The sequence below is a fragment of the Crocosphaera sp. genome (assembly GCF_030064895.1).
In the GTDB taxonomy this organism is placed as follows: domain Bacteria; phylum Cyanobacteriota; class Cyanobacteriia; order Cyanobacteriales; family Microcystaceae; genus Crocosphaera.
Window position 1 is genome coordinate 24,162 of record NZ_JASJEB010000114.1, and the last position, 25,867, is coordinate 50,028.

At 38.9% G+C, this 25,867-nt stretch carries 24 protein-coding genes; 14 read left to right on the forward strand and 10 right to left on the reverse strand.

Annotated features, from left to right (window positions below; translation table 11 throughout):
- Nucleotides 1–202 precede the first annotated feature (202 nt).
- Nucleotides 203–688 (forward strand): helix-turn-helix domain-containing protein, encoded by a 486-nt coding sequence (locus QNJ66_RS21485; protein WP_300510609.1) that lies wholly within the window; start codon nt 203–205, stop codon nt 686–688.
- 96 nt (nt 689–784) lie between these two features.
- Here QNJ66_RS21485 and QNJ66_RS21490 read toward each other — a convergent pair whose 3' ends face one another.
- The 6 genes from QNJ66_RS21490 to QNJ66_RS21515 form a co-directional block, all read right to left on the reverse strand.
- Entirely contained in the window at nt 785–2,563 is a 1,779-nt protein-coding gene (locus QNJ66_RS21490; protein WP_300510610.1) for a ribonuclease J, read from the reverse strand.
- Between the two features lie 148 nt (nt 2,564–2,711).
- Complete coding sequence (dapA, locus tag QNJ66_RS21495) at nt 2,712–3,611, reverse strand: 4-hydroxy-tetrahydrodipicolinate synthase (RefSeq protein ID WP_300510612.1); 900 nt, start codon at nt 3,609–3,611, stop codon at nt 2,712–2,714.
- A 198-nt stretch (nt 3,612–3,809) separates the two neighbouring features.
- Nucleotides 3,810–4,835: an aspartate-semialdehyde dehydrogenase gene (locus QNJ66_RS21500; RefSeq protein WP_300510614.1), complete on the reverse strand. Its 1,026-nt coding sequence runs from the start codon at nt 4,833–4,835 to the stop codon at nt 3,810–3,812.
- 175 nt (nt 4,836–5,010) lie between these two features.
- Nucleotides 5,011–5,991, reverse strand: a complete 981-nt coding sequence (gene chlG, locus QNJ66_RS21505; protein ID WP_300510616.1) for a chlorophyll synthase ChlG — start codon at nt 5,989–5,991, stop codon at nt 5,011–5,013.
- A gap of 74 nt (nt 5,992–6,065) precedes the next feature.
- Nucleotides 6,066–6,632, reverse strand: coding sequence for a hypothetical protein (locus QNJ66_RS21510; RefSeq protein WP_300510618.1), 567 nt, complete (start codon nt 6,630–6,632; stop codon nt 6,066–6,068).
- On the reverse strand, nt 6,629–7,303 hold the full coding sequence (locus tag QNJ66_RS21515; RefSeq protein WP_300510620.1) for a ParA family protein: 675 nt from the start codon (nt 7,301–7,303) through the stop codon (nt 6,629–6,631). The genes QNJ66_RS21510 and QNJ66_RS21515 overlap by 4 nt, the downstream gene beginning before the upstream one ends.
- Before the next feature lie 404 nt (nt 7,304–7,707).
- On the opposite strand from QNJ66_RS21515, the gene QNJ66_RS21520 reads away from it, so the two are divergent.
- From QNJ66_RS21520 to QNJ66_RS21550, 7 genes are all read left to right on the forward strand, one after another.
- Complete coding sequence (locus QNJ66_RS21520; RefSeq protein WP_300510622.1) at nt 7,708–7,866, forward strand: hypothetical protein; 159 nt, start codon at nt 7,708–7,710, stop codon at nt 7,864–7,866.
- Nucleotides 7,867–8,242: 376 nt separating this feature from the next.
- Entirely contained in the window at nt 8,243–8,821 is a 579-nt protein-coding gene (gene pyrE, locus QNJ66_RS21525; protein WP_300510624.1) for an orotate phosphoribosyltransferase, read from the forward strand.
- A gap of 474 nt (nt 8,822–9,295) precedes the next feature.
- Nucleotides 9,296–9,460, forward strand: coding sequence for a ribbon-helix-helix protein, CopG family (locus QNJ66_RS21530; RefSeq protein WP_300510625.1), 165 nt, complete (start codon nt 9,296–9,298; stop codon nt 9,458–9,460).
- Nucleotides 9,461–9,972: 512 nt separating this feature from the next.
- Complete coding sequence (locus tag QNJ66_RS21535; protein WP_300510627.1) at nt 9,973–10,194, forward strand: DUF2811 domain-containing protein; 222 nt, start codon at nt 9,973–9,975, stop codon at nt 10,192–10,194.
- On the forward strand, nt 10,191–10,406 hold the full coding sequence (locus QNJ66_RS21540) for a hypothetical protein (protein WP_300510628.1): 216 nt from the start codon (nt 10,191–10,193) through the stop codon (nt 10,404–10,406). Before QNJ66_RS21535 ends, QNJ66_RS21540 begins: the two co-directional genes overlap by 4 nt.
- Complete coding sequence (locus QNJ66_RS21545) at nt 10,399–10,725, forward strand: hypothetical protein (RefSeq protein ID WP_300510630.1); 327 nt, start codon at nt 10,399–10,401, stop codon at nt 10,723–10,725. Before QNJ66_RS21540 ends, QNJ66_RS21545 begins: the two co-directional genes overlap by 8 nt.
- Nucleotides 10,726–10,940: 215 nt before the next feature.
- Nucleotides 10,941–11,129, forward strand: coding sequence for a CPXCG motif-containing cysteine-rich protein (locus QNJ66_RS21550; protein WP_300510632.1), 189 nt, complete (start codon nt 10,941–10,943; stop codon nt 11,127–11,129).
- 159 nt (nt 11,130–11,288) lie between these two features.
- Here the strand turns inward: QNJ66_RS21550 and QNJ66_RS21555 are convergent, their stop codons facing one another.
- The 3 genes from QNJ66_RS21555 to QNJ66_RS21565 all read right to left on the reverse strand — a co-directional run bounded on the left by QNJ66_RS21555 (nt 11,289) and on the right by QNJ66_RS21565 (nt 18,719).
- Complete coding sequence (locus QNJ66_RS21555; protein ID WP_300510634.1) at nt 11,289–13,889, reverse strand: choice-of-anchor C family protein; 2,601 nt, start codon at nt 13,887–13,889, stop codon at nt 11,289–11,291.
- 333 nt (nt 13,890–14,222) lie between these two features.
- Nucleotides 14,223–16,502: a choice-of-anchor C family protein gene (locus QNJ66_RS21560; protein WP_300510635.1), complete on the reverse strand. Its 2,280-nt coding sequence runs from the start codon at nt 16,500–16,502 to the stop codon at nt 14,223–14,225.
- Between the two features lie 225 nt (nt 16,503–16,727).
- A complete protein-coding gene (locus tag QNJ66_RS21565) occupies nt 16,728–18,719 on the reverse strand; it encodes a hypothetical protein (protein ID WP_300510637.1) in 1,992 nt (663 codons plus the stop codon).
- Nucleotides 18,720–19,442: 723 nt separating this feature from the next.
- Between QNJ66_RS21565 and QNJ66_RS21570 the strand changes: the two genes are divergently transcribed.
- The 6 genes from QNJ66_RS21570 (at nt 19,443) to QNJ66_RS21595 (ending at nt 25,423) form a co-directional block, all read left to right on the forward strand.
- A complete protein-coding gene (locus QNJ66_RS21570) occupies nt 19,443–21,212 on the forward strand; it encodes a hypothetical protein (RefSeq protein WP_300510639.1) in 1,770 nt (589 codons plus the stop codon).
- A gap of 9 nt (nt 21,213–21,221) precedes the next feature.
- On the forward strand, nt 21,222–22,319 hold the full coding sequence (locus QNJ66_RS21575) for a hypothetical protein (RefSeq protein WP_300510641.1): 1,098 nt from the start codon (nt 21,222–21,224) through the stop codon (nt 22,317–22,319).
- 27 nt (nt 22,320–22,346) lie between these two features.
- Entirely contained in the window at nt 22,347–23,078 is a 732-nt protein-coding gene (locus QNJ66_RS21580) for a sulfotransferase family 2 domain-containing protein (RefSeq protein ID WP_300510643.1), read from the forward strand.
- Nucleotides 23,079–23,211: 133 nt separating this feature from the next.
- The gene (locus QNJ66_RS21585) at nt 23,212–23,916 is read left to right on the forward strand and encodes a hypothetical protein (RefSeq protein WP_300510645.1); all 705 of its coding nucleotides are present in this window, start codon (nt 23,212–23,214) and stop codon (nt 23,914–23,916) included.
- A gap of 58 nt (nt 23,917–23,974) precedes the next feature.
- Nucleotides 23,975–24,685, forward strand: coding sequence for a sulfotransferase family 2 domain-containing protein (locus tag QNJ66_RS21590; RefSeq protein WP_300510647.1), 711 nt, complete (start codon nt 23,975–23,977; stop codon nt 24,683–24,685).
- A gap of 180 nt (nt 24,686–24,865) precedes the next feature.
- Nucleotides 24,866–25,423 carry a hypothetical protein gene (locus tag QNJ66_RS21595; RefSeq protein ID WP_300510649.1) on the forward strand — a complete coding sequence of 186 codons (558 nt, stop codon included), beginning with the start codon at nt 24,866–24,868 and terminating at the stop codon, nt 25,421–25,423.
- A gap of 260 nt (nt 25,424–25,683) precedes the next feature.
- On the opposite strand, the gene QNJ66_RS21600 is transcribed toward QNJ66_RS21595, so the two are convergent.
- On the reverse strand, nt 25,684–25,867 hold a 184-nt coding region (locus tag QNJ66_RS21600; protein WP_300510651.1), incomplete at its 5' end, for a hypothetical protein.

The following is a 25,867-nucleotide window of genomic DNA, read 5'->3' on the forward strand; positions in this document are numbered from 1 at the left end:
TAAGTTTTGCTCTGTGTACCTGAGTTCGATATAAGGTATAGACAAATGGTCTTTCATCAAGAGTCTTAAATCCTAATTATCTCATGGAAAAACTCCAACTCCGAACTCCTAACTCCTAACACCCAACTCAGGTTGTCTATGTTGAGTCACCAAAACTTCCGCTAGAATAAAAGTTATAGGAATAGAATAGTTATTTGTACTTATGTTTGCTACTGCAAAAGAAACAGCCGAAATATTAGGAGTTTCTAGACGAAGAGTGCATCATTTACTGACTAATAACCGCATTGAAGGGGCGTTTAAGCTAGGAAATCAATGGGTTATACCTTTGTGTGATGGAAAACCGATTATTAGTGAGGGCAAACGCGGTCCTAAAGCTCGTTGGCATAAAAAAGCAAAAAAGCCCCTGAAAAAAGATTTAGCGGTAGTCAAAGTAGTGCGACAGAATATTGATGGTAATGCCAACAACAAAACGAATAAGACTGTGATTAGTGTTAAGCGAGGTAGTCAACGAGTCATTCAGGGTCATGCTATTGATATTCATGGACCATGTAGAATGTTTTATTCCCCTGAAGTAAGGGCTGATAAAGGTGGAGCTAGAGTTTGGTTAGAAACTTATTTTGATGTAGATGTTTTTGTTGATCAAGATTGGCAACCTCCAGTAGAATCAGGATCGATCTTCATCAATTGAATTCAAAAAAATTTTGATGACTGAAATTATTTTTTTAGGAAAAAAGATAGGGGTCAACAAATGCTGACCCCTACCACAAGACTATTTATGATGGAATTAAGAAGCCGTAGAAGCCGTAGGACGACGACGACGATAAACTTTACGGTTGCTCGTGCTGGCAGGTTCAGGTGTACTGGAAGGAGTGTCTGGGGTTTGTAGGATAAATATCACTAACGGATAACTCCGTAATTCCCGTTTAACTAATCTTTGTAAAGTGTTTTCAACTTCTTTTTGTAAGTAAGACCAGTCCACCTTCACCGTGCGATCGGTGGATGAAAATTCATCCCAACGGTTTTCGAGAATATTCTCGATGGCCCGAATAATTAGTTGTTTGAGCAAAGATGGTTCGACTTTGGTCACCACACCTCGTAAGTCAACTTGAGGCGGTGTAATTAATTTTCCTTCCCAACTAATGGCGGCCGCTACGGTAACAACCCCATCTTGAGCGAGTTGTTGACGATCTTGCATCACGTGTTCATGAACCACACCGGCTTGATCTACTAATTCGATGCCAGAGGGAACTTTTCCTTTCACAGCAATTTTTTCTGTGGACAGTTCCACAATATCACCGTTATCGATAATGACGATATTATCTGCCGGAACTCCCATCTTATAACCGATCTCTGCGTGTTTAACCAGCATCCGGTGTTCCCCATGAACAGGAACGAAGAATTTAGGACGAGTCAAGGCTAACATTAGTTTATGGTCTTCTTGGCAACCGTGGCCAGAAACGTGAATACCATGTCGACGGCCATAAATCACTTTTGCCCCCTGCATCATCAAGCGATCAATTGTATTAACAACTGCGATGGTATTACCTGGAATGGGGTTAGCAGAGAAGACGATAGTATCTCCTGGACGGACTTTTAGATGACGATGCGCGCCTCTGGAAATACGGGTTAATGCGGCTAAGGGTTCTCCTTGTGACCCGGTGGTTAAGATTAAAACTTGTTCATCTGGTAAGTTATTAGCTGCTTTGAGGGAGATAAAGATATCATCAGGACATTTAACATAGCCTAATTCTCTAGCATGGGCAATGACGTTTAACATGGAACGTCCTACTACAGCCACTTTCCGTTTATGTTTTTGTGCCAGTTGTAAAATAATATTGACCCGATGCACGGAAGAAGCGAAGGTGGTGATCATTAACCTTCCTTCTGCTTGGGCAATAATGCGATCTAAGTTAGGGTAAACTGAGCCTTCGGAGGGGGTACTACCAGGAACTTCGGCATTGGTGGAGTCACTGAGTAAACAAAGAACTCCTTTTTCTCCGTATTCAGCTAATTTTTGCAGGTCAAAATGTTCTCCATCCACGGGGGTATGATCAATTTTAAAGTCCCCTGTATGAATAACAACCCCTAAAGGAGTATGAATAGCTATGGTGAAGCTATCAGCCATAGAATGGGTATTACGAATAAATTCTACGGAAAAGGAAGGACAAACCTTTACCGTTTCTCTGGGACTCACAGTTTGTAATGTTGTGCGATCGCTTAGTCCTGCTTCGTCTAATTTATCTTTAACTAAAGCCATGGCCAATTTTGGCCCGTAAATCTTAGGAATCTCAAACTGCTTCAAATGATGGGGAATACCACCAATATGGTCTTCATGACCGTGAGTTGCAATCATTCCTTTGATTTTATGGCGATTTTCTCGTAAATAGGTCATGTCGGGGAGGACAATATTCACCCCGTGCATTTCGTCGGTGGGAAAGGCAATACCAGCATCAATTAGGATAATCTCGTCATTGTATTCCAATATACAGGTATTTTTCCCGATTTCGTGTAACCCGCCCAAGGGAATAATTTTTAGGATAGGTTGTTGTTTGGTTTTACTCATTTTCCTCCTGGATAATGTTTGTGAGTTGTTAATAATTTTGGTTGGTGAAAAAAGCTAAAAATGTCAATAAAAAGACTCTCAAAAACAACCGATGAGTTGTTTAGTCCTACTGTTGATGAAACTATTATTGATCTAAATTTTATTGAGTTTACTTGCTTCCTATCAACGATAATTCTTCTAAAACTAATTTAACCTCTTGTTTCAATGTTTCAGAAATATTTACTAAGGGTAATCTCACCCCTCCTACATCCCATCCTTGTAAGTTTAAAGCTGCTTTAATAGGGATTGGATTAGTGGTACAAAATAAGACTTTAAATAAGGGAAAAAGTTTCACATTAATTTCACTTGCTCGACTTCCTTGCTGGTGATTATAAGCTGCTATCATTTCTTGCATTTGTAAGCCTACTAAGTGACTGGATACACTAACAACTCCCACACCTCCTACGGTTAATAATGGTAACGTCAAAAAGTCATCTCCTGCATAAATTAAAAAAGAACTATCAGTCATTCTCCGAATTTTACAAGCTTGTTCTAGATTTCCACTCGCCTCTTTTATAGCAATGATATTATTGATTTCTGCTAATTTTGCAGTGGTTTCTGGAGACATATTTGCTCCAGTGCGTCCTGGTATATTATACAACATTATAGGAAAATTGCCCACTGTTTCCGCAATTTTTTTGAAATGTTCATATAATCCTTCTTGGGGAGGTTTATTATAATAAGGAACCACTTGTAAGGAACCATCCAAACCCATTCTAGCCACTTCTTGGGTCATTTCTATGACGTGTTGGGTTGAGTTTCCTCCTGTTCCTGCTAATACTTTAGCCTTATCACCTACAGCTTTTTTAACCACTTTAAATAGTTGACATTTTTCTGACCAACTTAGGGTAGGAGACTCTCCTGTGGTTCCACAAACTAATAACCCATCACTACCATTATTAACTAAATGAATGGCCAATTTTTCTGCCACTTCATAGTTAACATTTCCTTCTTTATCGAATGGTGTTACCATTGCGGTAATTACGTTGCCAAAAGTTTGTTCACTCATTCCCTTTTTTATCGGTTACAGTTTAATTCAGTCCCTAATTTATTTAATCATAATTGCTAAACTTCTGAGGTTTATTTTTTTGTAAGCATTCAGCCGTCATTTTTCAGTGTTCAGCATTTTTAAATTATTCAAATTTTATCAATATCGAATCCTCCTTATCTTTATCTTGGTTTAAAGCTGATGATTTAATACTTATTATTAGTTGTTATTGCTCCAACTCTTTTCTATTAATAATTCAGCAATTTGTACGGCGTTTAAAGCTGCCCCTTTGCGAATTTGATCCCCACAGAGCCATAATTCCAAGCCATTAGAACAAGAGATGTCTTGACGAATTCTACCTACTAATACATCATCTTTTCCTGAAGCATCTATGGGCATGGGAAAGTAATTTTTTTGCCAATCTTCTAGTAGTTCAACCCCTGGAGATTTAGCAATAATTTCCCTCGCTTGAGCTACAGAAAACGGTTGTTTGAATTCTAGGTTAATGGCTTCTGAATGGGCCCGTAATACAGGAACCCTAACACAGGTGGCAGTAACTTTTAAATTAGGTTCGCCGAATATTTTACGGGTTTCGTTAACCATTTTCATCTCTTCTTCACAGTATCCCACATCTGTTAAAGGAGAATTATGGGGAAAGAGATTAAAAGCGAGAGGATAGGGTAAAATTTCTGCTTTGGGGTTTTCTCCATTTAAAATAGCCTGGGATTGAATTTTCACTTCTTCCATTGCCCTGGCCCCGGCCCCACTGGCAGACTGATAAGTAGACACGACAATGCGTTCAATGGGTTGAACTTGATGCAGGGGATATATAGCCACTGCCATGAGGATAGTTGTACAGTTGGGGTTAGCGATGATACCTTGATGGTTGGCCGTAGCTTCTGGGTTAATTTCTGGAACAATCAGAGGAACGTCTGGGTTCATTCGGAAAGCACTGGAGTTGTCCACCATCACTGCCCCAGACTCGACAATGGTTTGCGCCCAAGCTTTGGAGGTAGAACCGCCGGCTGAAGCTAATACTATATCAACGTCTTGAAAAGCCTTGGCCTCTACCGCTTCAACTGTGAGGGTTTCTCCTTTAAACTTAAGGGTGGTTCCAGCGGAACGGGGAGAAGCGAGGAGTTTGAGGGTTTTGAGAGGAAAGTTGCGGCTTTCTAATAGTTCTAACAATTCGGTGCCGACGGCTCCGGTTGCTCCTAATATAGCGACGTTGACTGACTTGGACAATCGAGTGTTCCTCCCGAATCTGTAGGGTTCTCTATTTTAGCATTATAGCAGGAGGCAGAGGGCAGGAGTCAGGAGGTAAGCAGTTAAACTACTCCGTGGTGACTGACTCCGGAGACGGGGAGACGGGGGGACAGGGAGAGGGTTTTACGGTTCAAGCTTATCCGAGTAATATTGGCTAGATCCCAGCATGGCCTAAAGCTAATCCAGCCACTAACATTCCTAACACTAAAAAGGGTTGTGCGCTGGCCTGGTATTTGACATCGTTTTCTAAGGGATCACGCAAGAAATACATATCTTGAAAAGTGATCTGAGGAATTACCAATAACAGGACAATGGCAGCATAAAGATTTTGATGGATGTAAATCAAATAAGCACCAATACCAGCTTGAAACAGATCGATCATAATCACACATAGCCAAGCTGCCGTATTAACCCCAAACATCACGGGCAGAGATTTTAGCCCTAGTTGGCGATCGCCTTCTACACTCTTGAAGTCGTTAACCACGGCAATGCCTAAACCAGCTAAGCTATAAAACAGAGTCAAAATAACAATTGTCAAGTTTAACTCCCCAAATAAAGCGTGGCCAGCCCACCAAGGTAAAGCAATATAACTAGCCCCTAGAGCATAATTTCCTAACCAACCATTTTGTTTTAACTTCAGGGGTGGGGCTGAATAAATATAAGCCAGGAACGCCCCTCCGATGGTCAAACATAACATGATGGGAAAGTCATGTCCGACCCATCTATCTAAGCCATAACTCAAAGCCAGTCCTAACCCCAATAACACCAAAATTTGTGTTACCACTTGAGGAACAGAAATGGCCCCAGAGGGAATGGGACGATAGGGTTCATTAATGGCATCGATTTCGCGATCGTAGAAATCATTGAGGGTTTGGGTGTATCCCGCCATCAACGGACCTGACAATAACATACAGGCAGCCGCCATAAGAAAGTTTTCCAGGGACCAGATATAATTTCCTGATGAAGCTGCCCCACAAACCACTCCCCAAATTAAAGGTATCCAAGTAATAGGCTTCATTAACTGTAAGCGTAACTTCCATATAGAAGTTTCTCCAGCATTAGCCCCTTTCATCCCTAATAATTGACGGGTTTTGCTGCTTTGTTCGTTAATTTTGGAAGTAGAAGAATCAGACATAAGTTAATGGATAATGGATAATAGACAATGAGCAGAATAAATAATTCTACATCTTCAATCAATAAACTCTTTTATTAATCGAACCAACCAATGTCTTCATTGGTTAATGGTTTGCTGCTTAAAACTGGTGCAGCAAAGGGTTCTAACTCTTTTCCTTGACGGGTTAACATTGTTTCTTGTACTACTAATTCTTGGGATTCTTCAGTGGAAGCAAGGGGTAATGGTTCTTGTTTTAGTTTAGCCTGTAGATTAGCAATTATTTCATTTTTTTCGGCCAATTCTACTGCTAATTCTTCTTTTTGTTGCAGTTGGGTATAGAGTTTTTCTACCAATTCTTTTTGTTCATTTAATTGGGATTGATAGTCTTCTGCTCCTTGTAACTCATTTTGCAAACGACTACTCAATTCTCTTTCGTCTTTAATCTCATTTTCTAAGATTTTAACTTGATTTTGTAAACTGTCAACTTGTTTTTTTTCTTGTTGTAAAGCTTGATTTAATTGGGTGATTAGTTCATCCAATTGCGCTTTAGTCATGCGACTACGATTACTAGGAACTGTTGGAGTATCTGCTGTTTTACTAACAGTTTCTGAAGGGTTAGTCGCTTCTTCTCTGATTAAATCTGATAATTTTTTTGTTGTCATAATTGATTCCAATCTCGTTGTAATTCTTCTACGACTCGACGATAATCAGCTTGTGCTTCTTTAGCATTTTTGCCACGCCATTCTGTAATAGGAACCCCGTCTAAAACGGCTCGTTCATGGGCTTTGTATTGACGAATAAAGGCATTACAAGCAGGAATTCCCAATTCGAGTAAAGTGTTTTGAGCTTCTAGGGTTTCCTTTAAACTGCGAGAGTCTACTTTTGTTAATAATACCCGATGAGCGACCTTTAAGGGCATAACTGTGGTTTTCACTGTTTCGATCAATGCGGTTAAGTCCATGGCCGCTGGAGGTGTGGGCAAGATTAAATAATCAGCACAAGCGATGGCTGATTTTAATGCCTCTGAGCGTAGCGCAGGGGGAGTATCAATGACAATAACCTCATATTCTTCTATCTGACGCATTTTTTCGAGAATTTTGGGGTTATTTTCTTCGGTTAAATCAAAATCAATCCCCTTTTTACTCCGTTGAGTCCACCAACTGGCGGAACCTTGGGGATCAGCATCTACTAATAAAACGTCTTGTTTTTCGGCTAAAATAGCGGCCACATTAACCGCAGTGGTTGTTTTTCCCACACCCCCTTTACCATTGATGATGCCAATAATAGTGGTTTTAGATGAGGTAGACACTAATTCAGAATTCTCCTTGCTCATATTTTCCTATATCAACCCATTCCCTCATTATCCCATCCCTGTGTTACAACCAACATTAATGTAACGGGTGTCTTCACCTCGACATTAAAGATAAAACCCAGAATCTGGTAGTTTTTCCCCCAATAGCTTGGTGTTTTTCTCAATCAAACGGGAAAAACAGAACTCTAAATCTTCTCTGGCCTCAAAGGATCAATACAAAACAAGCATTTAAACCGGCCGCAAACTCATTTCGGCTCAGGGCGCGATCTCCTGAGAGTTGTACCTTTTCCTTAAAATCTAAGTTTTTTTTACTAAGTTTTCAATGTATTTTCATTGCTATTGTAGTCTGGATAGCTCATTACTACTATTTTAAAAGTTTTGGTTTTTATTCAGATGACTATTATCGAGTTGGCCTAGCAATTAAGATGGAAACTCGCGAATTATTAATATATATTCGAGATACTTTTAAAAATTTTAGTGGACAAGGTCGTCCATGGTATCCTGGTTTAATTTACGGGTTAACATTTTTAGGAGTAAAATTAGGAAAAATTTTTATGACTATGTTATTAAAGACAGCAGCATAAAACGAGTAAATTATCTCAGTAAGGGACAAACTAAAGAATAGACGAGTTTAGCGAGTGTATTAGATTTAGATAAGCTACCAGAATATAATGCAGATAATCCACAAACCTACGAATTTTCGGGTCAGAGAATCAAGAGAGGTTTGTATCGGACTTTGGATAAAAAATTAGTCAACTCAGATATTAATGGTTCTGCTAACATTGGACGTAAAAGTAAAGCCAATCTCTTTGAAAAGAGGTAGGTATTAGAGGGGCAAATGGCGCGCTCCAAGACGATACTTTATCGTGTAAAGAATCCCCCTGCGAAACACAGGCTTTGCCTGACCGCCTTACGTTGGGGTAGTTCAAAATTATTAATGTCACCTGTGAGATGTTTTCTATGATTTCCGTTGCAACTGCCGATTTATCAGTGTTACGCACCTATCTTCTAGAATTATTTGTTAAATTAGCTTACAAAGAAGGAGACTTTACCCTGTCTTCCGGTCAAAAAAGCAGTTATTATATCAATGGCAAACAGGTGACACTAAGGGCTGATGGGGCTTTGGCCATTGGTCGTTTATTATTATCGATGTTGCCCCCCAACATTCAAGGGGTTGCTGGGTTAACTTTGGGGGCCGATCCTATTGTTAGTGCAGTGAGTGTGGTGTCTGCCTATGAAAATTGCCCCATTCCAGCTTTAATTATCCGTAAACAAGCTAAAGGCCACGGAACCCAAGCTTATATAGAAGGGCCAACTCTTTCCCCAGGAGCGACTATGGTTGTCTTAGAAGATGTGGTGACAACTGGTAAATCAGCTATGTTAGCCGTAGAACGATTACGGGACGTTGGTTACACAGTTAATACTATCATTGCTTTAGTTGATCGTGAACAAGGTGGGGCTGCTTTTTATAAAAGTCAAGGGTTAACTTTTCAAGCTTTATTCTCCATTAGCGAAATACAAAAGTCCTATCAACAGTAAAGCTAGAGGAAGACTGGAAGACTGATAAGACTGATAAGTTGATTAAATACTGAGTCTGGCAAGTCTGGGGAGTCTAGGGAGAATTAAGAGTTGACAATCTCCCGTTACAATCTTTGATTTGACGGGAGATTCTTGCTTCTTTCACATTGCCTCGTAACTAGATGCTAATTTCTTAACACCCCCGTCCGACCGACTCCACAAGCTTCTTGATGCAGTCGCTCATGGGGGAAACCCCCAAGACCGCGCTGCATCGCTTTTCTGTTTCCTGGTTTCTATCTGTGAACACGGGCTGCCCGACCGCAAAAAGTATCAGTTTTTCTAGTCCCTCAAAGTTTTACATTACCAGGGATTAGTGGTAAAAACCTTCTACTTTGACTCTTCAGTTTTCTTGGTACTTGTTAGTTTTTGTTTATTCACTGGCCCACATTACTGGTCACTTGGTTATAATAATTATTGTACTCCAATCAAGGGAACATGGCAAGGGATAAAAGCATTAAAGTTAGGTTAACCGACGACGAATTTGAACGTATTACACTTTACGCTAAATCTAAAGGGTTTTCTGTCTCTGAGGTTATTCGTGATTATATTAAACGTTTACCTAAAAGGGAGACTGTTGACCGAAGATTGGAGATTGAGTAAAAATAAGCCTTTGCTTTCAAGCATTGGTCAATCTACAATCTGCGAGAATACAATCTGCAATCTGCAATTGTTTGACATGACCTTTTCTTAAACAAAATTTTCATTATAGATTTCCCAAATTTTTTTCACACCCTAATAAGGATTTTCCACAGATTTCACTAAGTTTTCCCCAGGCTTATCTAACTTTTCAACAATAAAAAACCAAATAATAGACTTGTGGGAATTCATGGGGAAAAGTATTTGCTTAATTCGTGTTTAAAAACTGATAATCACTTTTTTTGTATCCTATGTTAATATACATAGGTCAGAGGTAATTAAGTGGGACAATAAATGTATCTAGTTGTGATTACTAGGTGTTTTTATTACCTTTTTATTCTTAAGAATAAATGAGTTTGTATATCTCTTAAATCTTTATGATAATGATCAGATTTTAGCCTACTTTAAACTATGCTTTACTAAATCAAATAATACCAATTGTCTCCATTTTGTCCTTAATTATTGTTAGGAAAAACATGCAAACACCTATAGCCCTTGAAGTTGAAATCCCCGAAGAAACCTATGTTCTGCTCACAAACTTTGTTGAAAGCAATGCGCCCTTGGGATTTAATGAAGTTATTTCGTTAGCTGTTTCTAACTTTTTAATTAATCAAAAAATACCCCTAAACTCTTGTCAATCTTATCTCTCTAGTTTGTACGACTGCGCCAACAATTCACAGAAGGTTATAGAACAATGAAACCCAAAAAATTAATTCCTTTGCCTTGGAAAACAAGAGAAAGAATAAAAGCTTTTTCTCAGGTGTTTCCTGATGTTCCTTTGTTAGAAAGTCCCACCACTGGGGATCAATTATCTCAGGTGATTGATCGACTTCAACCCATCGCAAAATCAGAAAGTGCTGCTTTTTCTTTATTACGAGAATTAGATTCTTATCGGTGTTACGGTGAATAATTCAAAGGAAAATAAACCGTCTTTTTTTGAACCGGTTAACCTTTTAATTGCGGTGATTATTATCACCGTGGTTATTATTATTTCTATTTCTAACCTCACAGAAAATCCAGAAAGTCGTCAAATTCGACAAACGGCTGAAAAAAAACTGAGATTATTTGCTAGAGGTTATAGCCTTAATGCTATTAACTGCGAGGGAGTTGATAATAATAATAATGGGTGGGTTAATTGTCGGGCTGATGATCGCAAAGGAAATATGCTTTACTTAGAATGTCCCTATAATTTTCCTGAACCTGAATGTCGTTATCTAGAGAAAAATTAGTTGAATTTTAAATAAAAAGTCGCCCCCTCTCCCAAACTTCTTTCTCCCTAAAGGGAGAGGCTTGAAACCAAAATGTTTAATGTTCAATGTTCAATGTTTGGCCACCATTATACTAATCTTTTAGCATAATAAGTCCTGTAGAACCAAAATAGTATAATAGTAATAATACTGATTTTTTAGCACACTAAAATAGCAATTTAAAGATAGTAAAAAAAATGCAAACAACAGCAGATTATACTTGTGCCTTTTGTGGAGAATCTAGTACAACTTTTATAGATATTAGTGCAGGTAACTATCAATCTTATATTGAAGATTGTCAAGTATGTTGTCGTCCTAATATTCTGTATATAGAAGTTGATGAAAATACCCTCGAAGTAACTATTAATACTGACTATGAAGAGTGAGGCAAAATGATTAAACCAAAATTTTCGGTAAAATCGAGATGATCTTCTGTTTGCTGAAGTTGAACAAGTTTTGTTGAGTGTTGGATAATCGTCATTATTCAGTATCTACAGGGGAAGTAGAGGCGATCGCCTTTTTAAAATAAGCGATCGCCTGAAAATCTAAGACTCAGGACAAGGAGTCAAAGGAATCTGTTTTGTGCCAATTTCGGCAAAATCAAAGGATAAATAGGGTTCTTCGGGTGCATCAAAATCTACATCCAAATAACCTACCCAATATCCTGCTTCACCACTGCTATCTCCATCAGTAAAGACCTGGGAGAAGTCTAAATTTGCAAATGCCGATGCAATCATACCATCGTTTTTCCCTTGGGCCGAAGCAGTCAAATCTTGTTTAACCGTTTCACCTTGACTATTCTTGAAAATGATGGCGATGGGTTTAACATCATAGTCACCAAAGACAACATTAAAGAATAGGGGAGTACCTTCGGGTAATTTCTCCTTAGCTACCTTGAAGCGGAACTCAAAACCAGGAGTGTTGGGTAAAGTTTTGGGGTCACCATCAGGGAAAGAATTTCCGTAGGTGGGAGAAGTCTTATAACCGAACACTTTACCCAAAGAAAGATCCGTATAATCAGACCCTTGACTGCCCATATCTTCAAAACCGTCACCAGTGAGGTAAGTTCCAGCAACTTCGGCATCGGAACGGTTATCAAAAGGATCACCTGCATCACGGTTACTGATTTTACCATCTCCATTGAAGTCGGGAAGGAAATCATTAACAGATAAAACACCCTGACCATCAACATTAATGGCTTCACCAGAGGCAGATTTTAGCCCTGTACCATCTTTAAAACCGAAGCCATCAAAATCACCGATACGAATGGTACTAAATGCCCCAGGAATCGGTTTATTGGGGTCACAGGCTTCAATTGGGGGTTCAGGTTCACAAGGTTTAGTTGAGAGAATAGAGACATTATCTAAGGCAGGACCTTGAGGGACATCATCTTGACTAACAAAGGTTAAGGTTGTGGCCGAATCCTTTGCTGTAAAAGTCCAGGTTTTGTTTTGCCATCCCATATCTGAACCAGATTTACCAGTGGTGTCAAAGGTAAAAGTAGCAGAGTCTCCTCCTGCTGATAGTTTGAGTGATCTTTGCGTTTGGGCAACACTAGTACCAGGATTTCCTGCTAAATCAAAGGTCACTTTATAAGTTTTACCAGGAACAGTTTTGAAGGTTTGTTGAATTCCTCCAGCCGCAAGACCTGATAAATCAAGACTGCGACTTCCTTGAGAAGCTTGCCACAATGAACCGACATAATCAACATTACCTGTACTTACAGACCAATCAGCAATACCAGTGGAACCTTTAGACAAGTTAGCAAAAGATGAGTCTAGATTTTGTCCTAATTCAAAACCACCATTCTTAATTAAATTTTCTTCAGGACAATCTGGGGCAGGGGGTTCAGTTTCACAGGGTTTAGCACCAGTTGCGTTGAAGTTATCGAAGGCAAAACCCCCACCAGTGATGCGTTTTACTCCAGAAATGCGAATAAAACTAATATCCTGACCTTTATCGGGGAAACTGAAGTTATAAGGCAAAGCATCATAAGTACCAGCTACTTCACCAGCCGGGATGTTACCAGGGGTTAAAATGGTGCTAATTACCTTACCATTGGCATCTAGAGCTTCAATTTTGTATTGTTCTCCAGCATCAATATCCCAAAGTTGGCCAGAAGCACTTTGAACAGGGGTTCCAGAATAAACCACCAAAAAGTCTGCCTGTTTTTTGTTGGGGACATTATTAAACACATTGAAACCATCAGGGGCGCGAAGTAACCAGTCACCGCCTTCTTTTGTCGGTGTTTTGTCGATATCAGCAACACCTTTGCTTGTATAACCAACAACTGAAGCACGACCATCTTTACGACTTTCCAAGACAGCTTTTTTATCAATCTTTAAATCGCGATTACTATCAAATCCGAAAGTAACCACTGTTCCTTGATCGTAGTAAGAACTGGTTAAAGCAGCATTGTCAACTGGGGCTAAACCACCTGGGGTTGTTTCAAAACCAATAGTTCTGGTTGATATAAATGGCTCACAATCGCCATTGTCTGATGTAGCTGCGATTGGTGGGTTTTTATAGAGAATGCTCCAATGAGTAGTTTTCGGACCTCGTTCTTTGGTACTCGATGTAGAAACACAGAGGAAATTGTCTTCACACCCATAATTCTTGGTGTCTAAATAACTATCATCAAATCCATTCTGTAAATAAATTTCATCACTAGACATTACCGAAGTCCCAGGTTGTTTACCTGTGGCAGAAACAATAGTCCAGGTTCCTGTTCCTGCACCTCTGGTGGGGGTACTAGCAGTGGAAACACAAAGATCATTAGCTTCACATCCTCGATTTCTGGTATCTAAATAGCTACCATCAAATCCATTCTTTAAATAGACTTTGTCATTGTATAAAACAGGTGCGTCTGCTTCCTTTCCAGTAGCAGAAACAATAGTCCAACTTCCTGTTCCTGCACCTCTGGTGGGGGTACTAGCGGCTGAAACACAAAGAACATTATCTTCACATCCTCGGTTTCTGGTATCTAAATACCCTCCGTCCCCTCTCCAAAGATTGGGGATATAGTATTCTTCCCCATAGGTAACTTCGGGGTTAGTTTGAGCAAAGGCAGGTTGCCCCACCATCATTAACATCAAGGCCAACGCTATCAGTATTACCTGAAAGCTTCTCAGAATTTTCTGTTTCATGATTAATTCTCCAAAATGATTGAGTTGTTTAATGTTTCCTGCTTAGAGCAATTTTCATTTGCATAGATTACAAACGTGAGTTAGGAGTTAGGAGTTCGGAGTTAGGAGTTATAATTTTTTTAACGAGAAAATGAAGGTTTGAGACTTTTGATTTGAGTCAGTTTTCTCGAAATTTCCTTATATCGAACTCAGGTTACAAACTCAAAGAAAAATACTCCCCACACTTCCCACCCTCACTAAACTGAGATTTTGATACACCCAATTGAAAACTGCTATTAGGGCGACTGCATCAAGACGCGATCGCTTATTTTCAAAAAGCGATCGCCTAAAAATCTAAGATTTAGGACAAGGAGTCAAAGGAATCTCTTTAGTAGCAATCTCGGCAAAATCAAAGGCTAAAGTAGGTTCATCGGGGGCATCGAAATCTACATCTAAATAACCTAACCAATAACCTGCTTCACCATTGGTATCACCATCAGTAAATACTTGGTCAAACTCCAGGGAAAGATAAGAGGTTTGAATCATGCCATCTTTTTTCCCTTTCGCTGAGGCAGTAACTTCTTTAGTCACCGTATTACCATCACCACTGTTGAGAATAACCTGTACCGGTTCCACGTCAAAGTCACCCAAGACAACATTTAAGAATAAAGGAGTCCCTTGAGGCAGTTTATCTTTAGCTACCTTAAAGCGGAACTTAAATCCAGGAGTATTGGGGAGGGTTTTAGGATCACCATCGGGGAAAGAATTTCCATAAGTAGAAGAACTCTTATTAGCGAAAGCTTTACCTAAGAAAAGATCCGTATAATCAGAGCCGGTGCTACCAGTATCTTCGTAACCATCACCAGTGAGGAAAGTTCCTGCAACTTCTTCCCCAGAACGGTTGTCGAAAGGATCACCACCATCACGGTTGCTGTACTTGCCATCTCCATTGAAGTCGGGTAGGAAATCTTGGGTAGACAGAAGACCAGAACCATCACGGTTAACAGGGCCACCATAGGCTGCGGTTAACCCTTCGCCATCGCCGAAACCAAAGCCATCAAAGTCCCCGATACGAATGGAACTGAATGCCCCAGGAATGGGTTTATTGGGGTCACAGGGATTGGTTTCGGGTTCTGGTTCGGAGCAGTTTGAGAGAACAGCAACATTATCTAAGACTGGACCATAACCACTATCATCTTGACTGACAAAGGTTAAGGTTGTTGTTGAATCCGTTGCCTTAAAACTCCAGGTTTTGTTTTCCCAACCCATATTCTGATAGGATTTACCAGTAATATCAAAGGTAAACTCAGCCGACTCTCCTGCTGCTGATACCTTCATGGATTTTTGTTTTGGTCCAGAACGGGGATTTCCTGCTAAATCAAAGCTCACTTCATAAGTTTGACCAGGGACAGTATTGAAGGTTTGTTGAACTCCTCCAGCAGAACGAACCTCACCTTCTAAATCGACACTGCGAGTTCCTTCAGAAGCTTCCCATAATGTACCCATATAATCAACATCAGCCGAACTGATAGACCAGTCAGGAATCTTAGTTGAACCTTTAGGCAATCGGACAAACCATGAGCCAGCATTTGGTCCTGATTCAAAACCACCATTCTTAATTAAATTATCTTGAGAGCAATCAGGTTTACTAGGTTCGGTTTGGGGTTCAAGAGATGCAAAGGTTAAATTATCAATACCAATGGGATCATCTCCAATCATCTCAATGGTTTTAATCCCTTCAAGGTCACTCAAATCCAACTTAGTCAGGGCTGCGTCAGCACCGGTTGAACTGGGAAAGGCTTTGGTGTAAAGAGTTTTTCCTTGAGCATTTAATACCTTAACGTTAATCCCTTGACCCGAATCAACGTCAGCCATAGATAAACAGAGATGATCTACTGGTTCACTGAAGTTGATCGCCCGGCGATAGTTTTTGGGACGATAAGCAGCACGGGCCCCTGGTTCTGTCAAAAAGCGACCCTTAAAGTTAGCTTGATCGGAAGCAATCACTTGGTTCGCCCCAGCTTGGCCACCAAATCCTCCTTGAGATGCACCCACTGTCAGGACGTTAAGTCCTTCAAAAGAAACGGTGACACCGCCACCGGAAATGGCATTGGCCTTCCCATTTAAAGGTTCTGCTGTATCGAAGTCAATTAAAGCAGTCTTATCTCCTTCTAAACAAGCATCGGGTCCTGTAGTAGGAGGAATAACTGCGGTTGTGCCAACGGTAAAACTAGAACGGGTTTGAACGTTATAGCCACCGGCGGACCAGTTAAAATAGCTTCTTACTTCATACTCCCCGGCAGGAAGTCCTCTAAAGGTGTAAGTACCATTTTGTTTGCCTTGAGTGTAGAAATATTGACCATAGCGATTATCTGGGTTACTCGCAGGGCTAATGGTAATCCAGTCTCTGGCATTGCCAGGAAACCCAGAATAATCTACTACAATCTGCTCATTAGCTGCATAATCGGTCTTTTGGGTTTTAGCGATCGCTGTCCCTACTGCTACTGTGTAGTTGTTTAACAGTTGGTTACTAGAGGAATTGGTTTGAGCTAACGTAGGTTGTCCCACCATCATTAACATCAAGGCTAACGCCATCAGTATTACCTGAAAGCTTCTTAATAGATTTCGTTTCATGATTAATTCTCGAAAATGATTGAGTTGTTTAAGGAGCGATGCAGAGCGATCTTGAAGGTTTCCTTCTTATGGCGACTGCATCAAGAGGCGATCGCTTTTTTAATTTAGAGATGCGATCGCTGTACCTACTGCTACTGTGTAGTTGTTTAAGAGAATGCAAAGACTCCCCACACTCCCCACCCCTCCCACACTCCCTTAAAAACGGCTATAAATCACAGGATTGCACTAATTACTGGTGTTACCGAAGTTGATATCGGAGACGATTTCATCTTCACCGAGAGTAACTTTAGCAAATCCACCGCTTGGGGCAGTTTGTTTGTAACCAGAGTCCACAACTTCTCTGACAACGTAAGTTCCTGGGGCTAAATCTGTAAATTGATACAGTCCTTGGTCGTTGGTTTTCTGAGAAGGTTCGTTACTATCCAGGGTTCCATTGTTATTCAAATCGAGGTAGATAGTCACACCTGGTAACACAGGTTCTAAACCACTGGTTCCAGTAGTAGTAGTGGTTCCGCTTGTACCATTGAAAACGGCAATCAATTCATCGGTAGTGGTGAAAACCTCGGCCCGAGAGTCAATTTTTGCTAAGGGAGGAATTTTAGCTCCTGAACCGGCACCGAAAGCGGTGACGTTGACTTTCGTATTTTGCAAGGTATTGGCTTCATCTACGTAGTTGGTTTGAAATATGTTGAATTGTGGAGTTCCTTCTAAACCACCACCGGGTACACCGTCAGAAATGAACACTACATTACCTTTCCCTGTGGGTGCATTTAACCTTTGTAAGGTGCTGATGGCTAACTGTAAATCGGATTCATAGTTAGTTCCAGTACCCCGGCCGCCCCGCCCGTTAACGTAGTAAGCTCCAACCTCAAAGGAGTTGGTGGCGGTATTGGCGAAAAAGCGGTTGTAGTCCATCTTAATTGAAGAAAGAAGGTCTTCTACATCCGGTTTACCGTTGTTATTTTTATCTGCTCCAGGAGAGGTTGCTAACTGAATACCAGGGGCAACTGGGTCCATATCTACGTTACTGGCTTTATAACCAAAGCCAATAATACTTACTTTTCCTGTGTCGCCAAATCCTTGATCGATCAGTTGTTGATTTAAGGTGATAAAGGCTTTTAGTTCACCATCGAGGATACTATTGACGTTACCATCTCCATTAACATCTCCCATATTGCTACCTTGAAATCTCTCTTTGGTACTGGGGGAGAGATCGATGACGAACATTGCATAAGGAGGATTTCCAGAAATCAGGGTGGAGCGATCGCCGTCTCCATCGCTGTCATCCCATTTTAAGCCACGAATTTCACCTTTATACTCTTTGGGAGGACAAGGTGCTAAGGGAATCTGTTGGGTGCCTATTTCGGCGTAGTCAAAGGCTGTATAGGGTTCATCGGGAGCATCCAAGTCCACGTCTACTGCACCGATCCAATAACCGGGTTGTTTGCCTTTTTTGTCTCCATCTTTAAAGACTTGGGTAAATTTTAAGGGGACATAGGCTGGTTCAACGATCCCGTTACGTCCTCCTGTAACTTTCTCGGAGGCGGTTAGGGGAATAGTAAGGGTGTTACCACTAACTGCTCTGAGATTGATTTGTCCGGGTTCAACGTCATAGTCTCCGAGCATGATGTTGAAGAATAAGGGGGTGCCTTCTGGTAGTTTATCTTTTTCTACTAAAAAGCGGAATTTAAACCCGGGTTGGTTGGGTAGGGTTTTGGGATCGCCATCAGGAAAGGGTCGACCATAGGTGGGGGAGGTCTTATAACCGAAGGATTTTCCTAAAGATAGGTCGGTATAGTCGGAGCCGGTACTACCATCATCGATGTAGTTATGACCCTGGAGATAGGTCCCTGCTAGTTCTTTATCGGAACGGTTATCGAAGGGATCTCCTTCTCCTCGGTTACTGATTTTGCCATCTCCGTTAAGGTCGGGCAAAACGTCTCCTGTGCTGATAATACCTTTATTATCAGCGTTGATGGCTTTGCCATCGGAGCCAACATAGCCTTTTCCTACACCATAACCAAAGCCATCTACATCGCCAATGCGGATGAAGTCAAAGGCGTTAGCAAGGGGGGTGGGGTTACACTGTGCTTCGGTTGCTGCTTGGGCTAATGCTGGAACTGGAGATACCAGCACTGACATAGCACCTAACAACATTACCATTAGTAATGCAATCAGTTTCTTTTTCATTATTAACTTAGTGGTTGTACTAGGCATTGGACTATTTACTTATTAGAAAAACTAATAAGTGTTGTACACAGAAATTTTGACGGCTTATAAAAGTCAAAAAAGCCTAAATTGTTCTAACTTTTGAGGGTAATTTTTTTACTTATTCGTTAGACAAGAGGATATTATCATGGATTGGATTTGTACAAAATAAGTTTATGAAAATTAACTTCTTATTTCTTCTGTTTTTAAGTTGATTATCAACGATAATATTTAACAATATAGGTTTTATTTAACTTATTCTTAAATTATTAAGGTCACCAAATTATAACAAGATTGATTTTCCTCACAAAAGGATACTACTTAATGATATGATGCACAGTTGCTTAAAAAACTGTTTTTCGAGTGAGTTTTAAGAGAATTTTAGGGTATATTCCCATAGCGTAATACACCAAAATCTTGGTTTTTGGTGCGTTACAGCATAAAAATGATATGATGGTTGGTTCAAAAGAACTTTTTGTGTTCAGCGTTCAGCTTTTGAATGAAAAAAATTGATCAATACTTTTCCAATTAAGCAAAATTAGGTTATAGTAAGCTTTAAGGATTAAAGGTCTTCCCAAAAGTAGTCAAAACCCATTGATTACTTATCTTTGAGTTCAAGCTTTGTTTGTCTCATATTTCTGATTAGGAACCTCTGGCGTTCCTGGGAGGACAGTTAGTGACAACATGAAAACCTTAGCCAATGATTGACAATCATTTATTGCTTAAATAACAATGACAAATAATGGATTTAGAGTAAATAGAGGACTCAAAACCATCTCACAATTAAAACCCTCAAAATATGAAGCACAAGACCATGAAACTTACGAAAAAATGAGACAATTAACTCTATCTTATTCTACAGAAGGGTTAATTCGGTCTCAAAAATGTTTGATAAGATCAGGTCAATTAGGACTTCATAGTGCTTGTAGCATTATTAATCCAGGAGTTTTATATAAAGATAATCAATTTTCGATGCTGTGTCGTGGGGAACCCGATGCAACAGTATGGTTTGGAGATTTTTTGGAACGTCAGGCAACACCGTTATGGTGTACTTTAGACAATAATTTTAATGTAAAAACTAACTTTCCTTTAACCTATTCAGAAATTCCTGCAAACAGTCGTCCAGAAGACTGGCGTTTGTTTGAATATAATGGCAAAATTTACAGCAATCATAGTATTTATACCTTACTAGATAGAGAGCGATGGATTATCCGTTCTCGTCCTGGTATTGGTGAGATTAATCTTGATAAGAAAACTATAGAATTACGTTGCATACTCGAACCTCCTTTTGAACCTTCAAGAGAAGAAAAAAATTGGAGTTTCTTTGTTCATGAAGGGGTTTTGATGTGCATTTATTCTTTCAATCCTTACATCATTTTAGAGGTAGATTTAGAAAAAGGAACCACTCATAAAATATTAGAAGAAAACCTTACCTATCAATGGTACGACAAGAAAAAGTTTGTGGGAAATAGTGCTAATGTGGTTTCCTGGGATGATGAACACTATATCACCTTTGTTCATGATTTTCTGGAACCCAAACATGAACAAAGAAACCGTGCATATATGCAATATGGGGTTCTGATTAGCAAAAAAACTCTCTTACCCACCAACATTATTCCTCGTCCCTTAGTGATGGGAGGAGACGAACCGGGGAGACATCCTGGGGTGCATTATACCAGTTCTCTAATTAACCGAGAGGATGGATTATATGGGTTTTACGGACAGGGAGACACCCATATTGGACTGGTGGTGTTTAATAAAAGTCCTCTCAATCAATTATTTGCACAATATCCAGTATACAGTCAAAATAACGCATCTTTAGGAATATGTAGGGGAATTGATCCCAGAAAAGGAATTATTGTTTCCTTTCCTAGAAATGGTTTAAACTGGGTACGTTATTGTCTCGAACAGTTAACAGGGTTACGAACCGCCGGACGACTGAAACTGATAGAAGAGGGGGACTTAGGGGTTTATAGAACTCATCATGTTCTAGAATCAGATATGGCCGAATCTTGTTATTGTCCTTTTTATGACTCGGATGGTAAACCCTTACATCAAAAAGTTGTTTTAATTATTAGAGATTATCGCGAGTCCTTTCTAAGGATGACGAAAAACAAACAAGATACTACTCCTACAGCGCAACAAATTAAAGACGGAGATATTTTTCACTTTAGGGACTATTTTAACAATCTTAAAGCTTATGATGAATTTAAGGGGGAAAAACTATTAGTTTATTATCCTAATCTTGTTAGTGATTTCTCAGAAATGATCAAGATTTTAGAGTTCTTGGGAGTGAGTTACGATCTCAATAATTTTGACTTAGAATATCATCGTCAACAATCCTTAGATTTGTATGATATTCAACACAAATCTTATACCAAAGATAATCTTTATGATTTTACTTTCCATCAAAGTCAAGTCGACGCTGATGTTATTGAAGCGATAGATGATTTTGTGGACAAAAACTATCGAGATTTAGCCCAGAAATATTTACAATTATAAGAGGATAACATGAGCATCATTAATCCTCCACCTGGAAATTATCACGGTCATAGACCAGCATCCAGATTGGGTTCTTCCAAGTATCAGACCCAAGATGATACTACTTATAAACAGATGAAACAATTAACCTTGTCTCATTCAAAGTCAGGTCTAATTCAAGTTAAAAAAAGTTTAATTCAATCCGGTCAATTAGGAAATGATACTGCTTGTAGTATCATTAATCCAGGTGTATTATATAAGGATAATCAATTCTCTTTACTTTGTCGTGGAGAACCCGATGAACAAGTCTGGTTTGGGGATTTTTTAGCTTGTCAAGCAACACCGTTGTGGTGTACCTTAGACAATGAATTAAACCTTACCAATAGCTTTCCCTTGAGTTATCAAGACATTCCCCCAAGAAGTCGTCCCGAAGATTGGCGTTTGTTTGAATATCAGGGCAAACTATACAGCAATCATAGTGTTTATACTATCTTAGATCGCGATCGATGGATGATTCGTTCTCGTCCAGGAATTTCAGCAGTTGATTTGCAAAGACAAAAACTAGAATTATGCTGGATGTTAGACCCTCCTTTTGAACCTTCTCCAGAGGAAAAAAACTGGAGTTTTTTTGTTCATAATGGGTGTTTAATGTGTCTTTATTCTTTTAAACCCTATATCCTTTTGGAAATCGACCTAAAACGGGGAACAGTTTATAAAATACTAGAAGCAACTCTAGCTTATCAATGGTACGATAAGGGGAAATTTGTGGGGAACAGCACCAATTTAGTCTGCTGGGATGATGATTACTATATCATGTTCATTCACGATTATTTGGAACCTAAAAATGAGCAAAGAAATCGTTCTTATATGCAGTATGGCATCTTAATCAGCAAAAAAACTCTTTTACCTACCCATGTCATTCCTCGACCTTTAATAATGGGAGGAGATGAACCTGGCCGACATCCGGGGGTTCACTATACTAGTTCATTAGTTAACCGAGAGGATGGACTATATTCCTTTTATGGACAAGGAGATAGTCACATCGGGATGGTACTTTTTAATAAGGATAAACTGGCTGAATTATTTGAGCAATATGCTGTCAGTTTAGCTACAACTACCTTGAGGTAATAGTTAGAAAAATTTAAGGAACAAAATATGCTTATTTCTGATGAATACAAATTTATTTTTATCCATATTGGTAAAACCGGTGGAACCAGTGTAGAAAAAGTCCTCTGTGATTATCTAAATTTAGATTTTAAGGTAACTAAAAAGAGTCCCGAGGGGAAATGGTGGAAACATATTTGGGCCCAAGGTATGAAAAAATATGTTGGGGAGGAAATTTGGAATAATTACTTTACTTTTGCCTTTGTCCGTAATCCCTATGATATGATTTTGTCTCTTTATTCCATGTATACTCAATATCCTGAATATACCAATCCCCAAAAATATCCGAGACTTTATCATCCTTGGAACCAATATAAAAGTTTTGAAGACTTTATTTTGAGTATGGGAAAGCGTCAACATGAACCCAATGAAAAATGGCGATTACAACTTAATAAATTGGGTGTGAAAGGAACTATGAACTTATGGTATAGTATTGAAAACTTACAAAGTAGTTATTTAACCAATAGTTGGAAAGGAAAAGAGCATGGTAAAGGCGAAATTTTAGTTGATTTTGTCGGACGATATGAAAATTTATCCCAAGATTTTCATTATGTATGTGAGAGGGTTGGATTGCCTAAACTTGAATTAGTTCAACATGGGGCAACTCGACATAAACCCTATCAAGAAATGTACACAGAACAGATGAAAAAAATTGTTTATAATCATTCTTCTGTTGATATTGAAAGGTTTGGTTACTCGCTGAAAAATCAACTTATTAGTTAATAAATTAACAGCAAAAAATTGCTATATTTTAAGCTAATAAATATTTCCACTTCTCCCATTCTTCAATTCTTCCCGTAAATCACTGCAAAGTTATTTAACCACTAATTGCTCAATTATTTGGAGTTAGAAAATCATGAAAGTTATTGATGCTAAAGGAATAAAAAAAATTAACCGTCAAAAAGGGATTATTGTTTCTTATCCCAGAAATGGTTTAAACTGGGTTCGTTATTGCATTGAATATTTTTCTGGACTACAAACACCCGGTAAAACAAAAATTTATGACCAGGGTAAATTTGCTGTTTATCGAACTCATAATGTTAAGCGGCCTGGTCCTCGGAGTTCTTGTTATTGTGCTTTTTATGATCATGATGGTAAACCCATCCATAAAAAGGTTCTTTTATTACTAAGAGATTATCACGAATCTTATATTAGGGTTGCCAAAAGAAAACAAAATGGAGTAGTTCCCACAGCAGAAGAAATTAGAAATGGGAAGATTTTTAACTTTAAAGACTACTTTGAAAATCTAAAAGCTTATGATCAATATTCAGGGACAAAAATGATTGTTCGTTATCAGAATCTTGTCAAAGATTTCTCCGAAATTACTAAGATTTTAGACTTCTTTGGTTTTTCCTATGATTTAAGCAATTTTGATATAGAAGAACACCGTCAAAAATCAATAAATCTGTATGATACACAACACAAATCCTATAGTAAAGATAATCTTTATAATTTCACCTTCCATCAATCTCAAGTAGACCCCGAGGTCAATAAGGCCATTGATGAATTTGTTGATGCAAATTATAAAAAGTTAGCTGACAAATATTTACGCTTAGGTTAAGAAACCGTCAGGATGGACGGGTTCTAAGAAGGATTAAAACAGATTCAAACAACCAATTATGCTCATTTCTCACGAATACAAATTTATTTTTATCCATATTGGCAAAACCGGTGGAACCAGTGTGGAAAAAGTCCTCTGTGATTATCTAAATCTGGATTTTGAAGTAACTAAAAAGAATCCAGAGGGAGAATGGTGGAAACATATTTGGGCCAAATACATGAAACAATACATTGGTGAAGATATCTGGAACGATTATTTTACCTTTGCTTTTGTTCGTAACCCTTTAGATATGATTCTCTCTTTGTATTCCATGTACACCCAATATCCGGAATACACCAACCCAGAACAACATCGCGATTTATATCACCCTTGGAATCAATATAAAGACTTTGAAGACTTCATTTTGAGTATGGGGGAACGCAAACATGAACCCAATGAAAAATGGCGATTTCAACTGGATAAGTTAGGGGTGAAAGGCACTATGAATCTATGGTATGGTATCGAAAACCTACAAAGTAGTTATTTAACCGATAGCTGGAAAGGGAAAGAAAATGGCAAAGGAGAGATTCTCATAGATTTTGTTGGTCACTATGAAAATTTATCTCAAGATTTTCATTATTTTTGCGAACAAGTTGGACTCCCCAAACTTGATTTAATTCGTCATGGTGCAACTAAACATAAACCTTATCAGGAAATATACACCGAGAAAATGAAAGAAGTTGTCTATGAACACTCATCCATAGATATTGAACGTTTTGGTTACAAATAATCGTTATTCTTCAGTATCTAGAGGAGAATTAGAGGCGATCGCAATTTAAGAAAGCGATCGCTTAATTGTAACCGCTATCCTAAAAAAAGAATAACCCTTAATGCTACTAGAAAACCTTTTTGCAAGAGGTATATTGAAGAGAAATAAAATATAATTATACATAGTCTTTTAAAAATAAATATGGACCCAGCAGAGTACCTAGCATTTGTTCCTCTCTTGTTTTACGGAATTGCTTTAGCAGACCTACTAGGACAGTGGCGACGTTTTTTTGACAGGAATTATTTTTATTTTCCCTATTTCTTGACCACTATTATATTCACAGAAGCAGGGGTTTGGAATGTATATCAATATCTCGAAATCGTCTCTCGTTTAGAAGGTGTTTCCTATGCACAGTATTGGTTGTACCTCGTGCAGCCGATCATTTTTCTGCTTACGGTGAGCGCATTAACCCCAGAATTTGAAATCAAAGATACCGAATCTTACTTCAAAGAACGGCTTTCTCTGGTGTACGGACTCCTAGCCATATTTATTTTTAGTCATTTTTTTAGCGGATTTAGCTCAATGATAGCTGTGTCTTTTCTCAAATATACTCGAATTATCCTCGCTTTCCTTAGTATCATAATCGCCTTCATAAAAAGGATTTGGCTTATCTATCTGATGGCAGTTATAGCAGTCGCCAAAGCTATTAGGACATTTTTCTGTTCCCTGTTCCCTGTTCCCTGTTCCCTTAAAATATAATTTATGTGTCCTAACTAGCCTGTCTATTGCTATATCTGGTTCTTAAGTCTATTGCTAAGAATAACCTATAGTTGAATCTTCTGAAATCCCTAACCTAAAGGGAAAATTTTTTGTCTATTTCTGTAAATCATCCCTTAATAATGCAACGCCCTAAAACTGAAACGCAAATCAACAGCCCTTCGGGCGAGGCAGAAGGCAGGGAGCAGGAGGCAGGAGGGAAGATTTTTAGTTAGGGTTTGCTGAAAAAGTTACTAAAAAATTTATGCTACTTTTGACAAAGAATTTTCTAACAAATTAATAAGTTTAACTACAGAAAAATGGTTTAACAGGGATGTCAAAAGAAGTCCCCATCTATAAATTCTAAAAGAATACCCAAATTTTAGATGGGGATGAATTTTGACCAATATATTAACGTGCAAAGCACAACCTTGCTTAGATGATTTG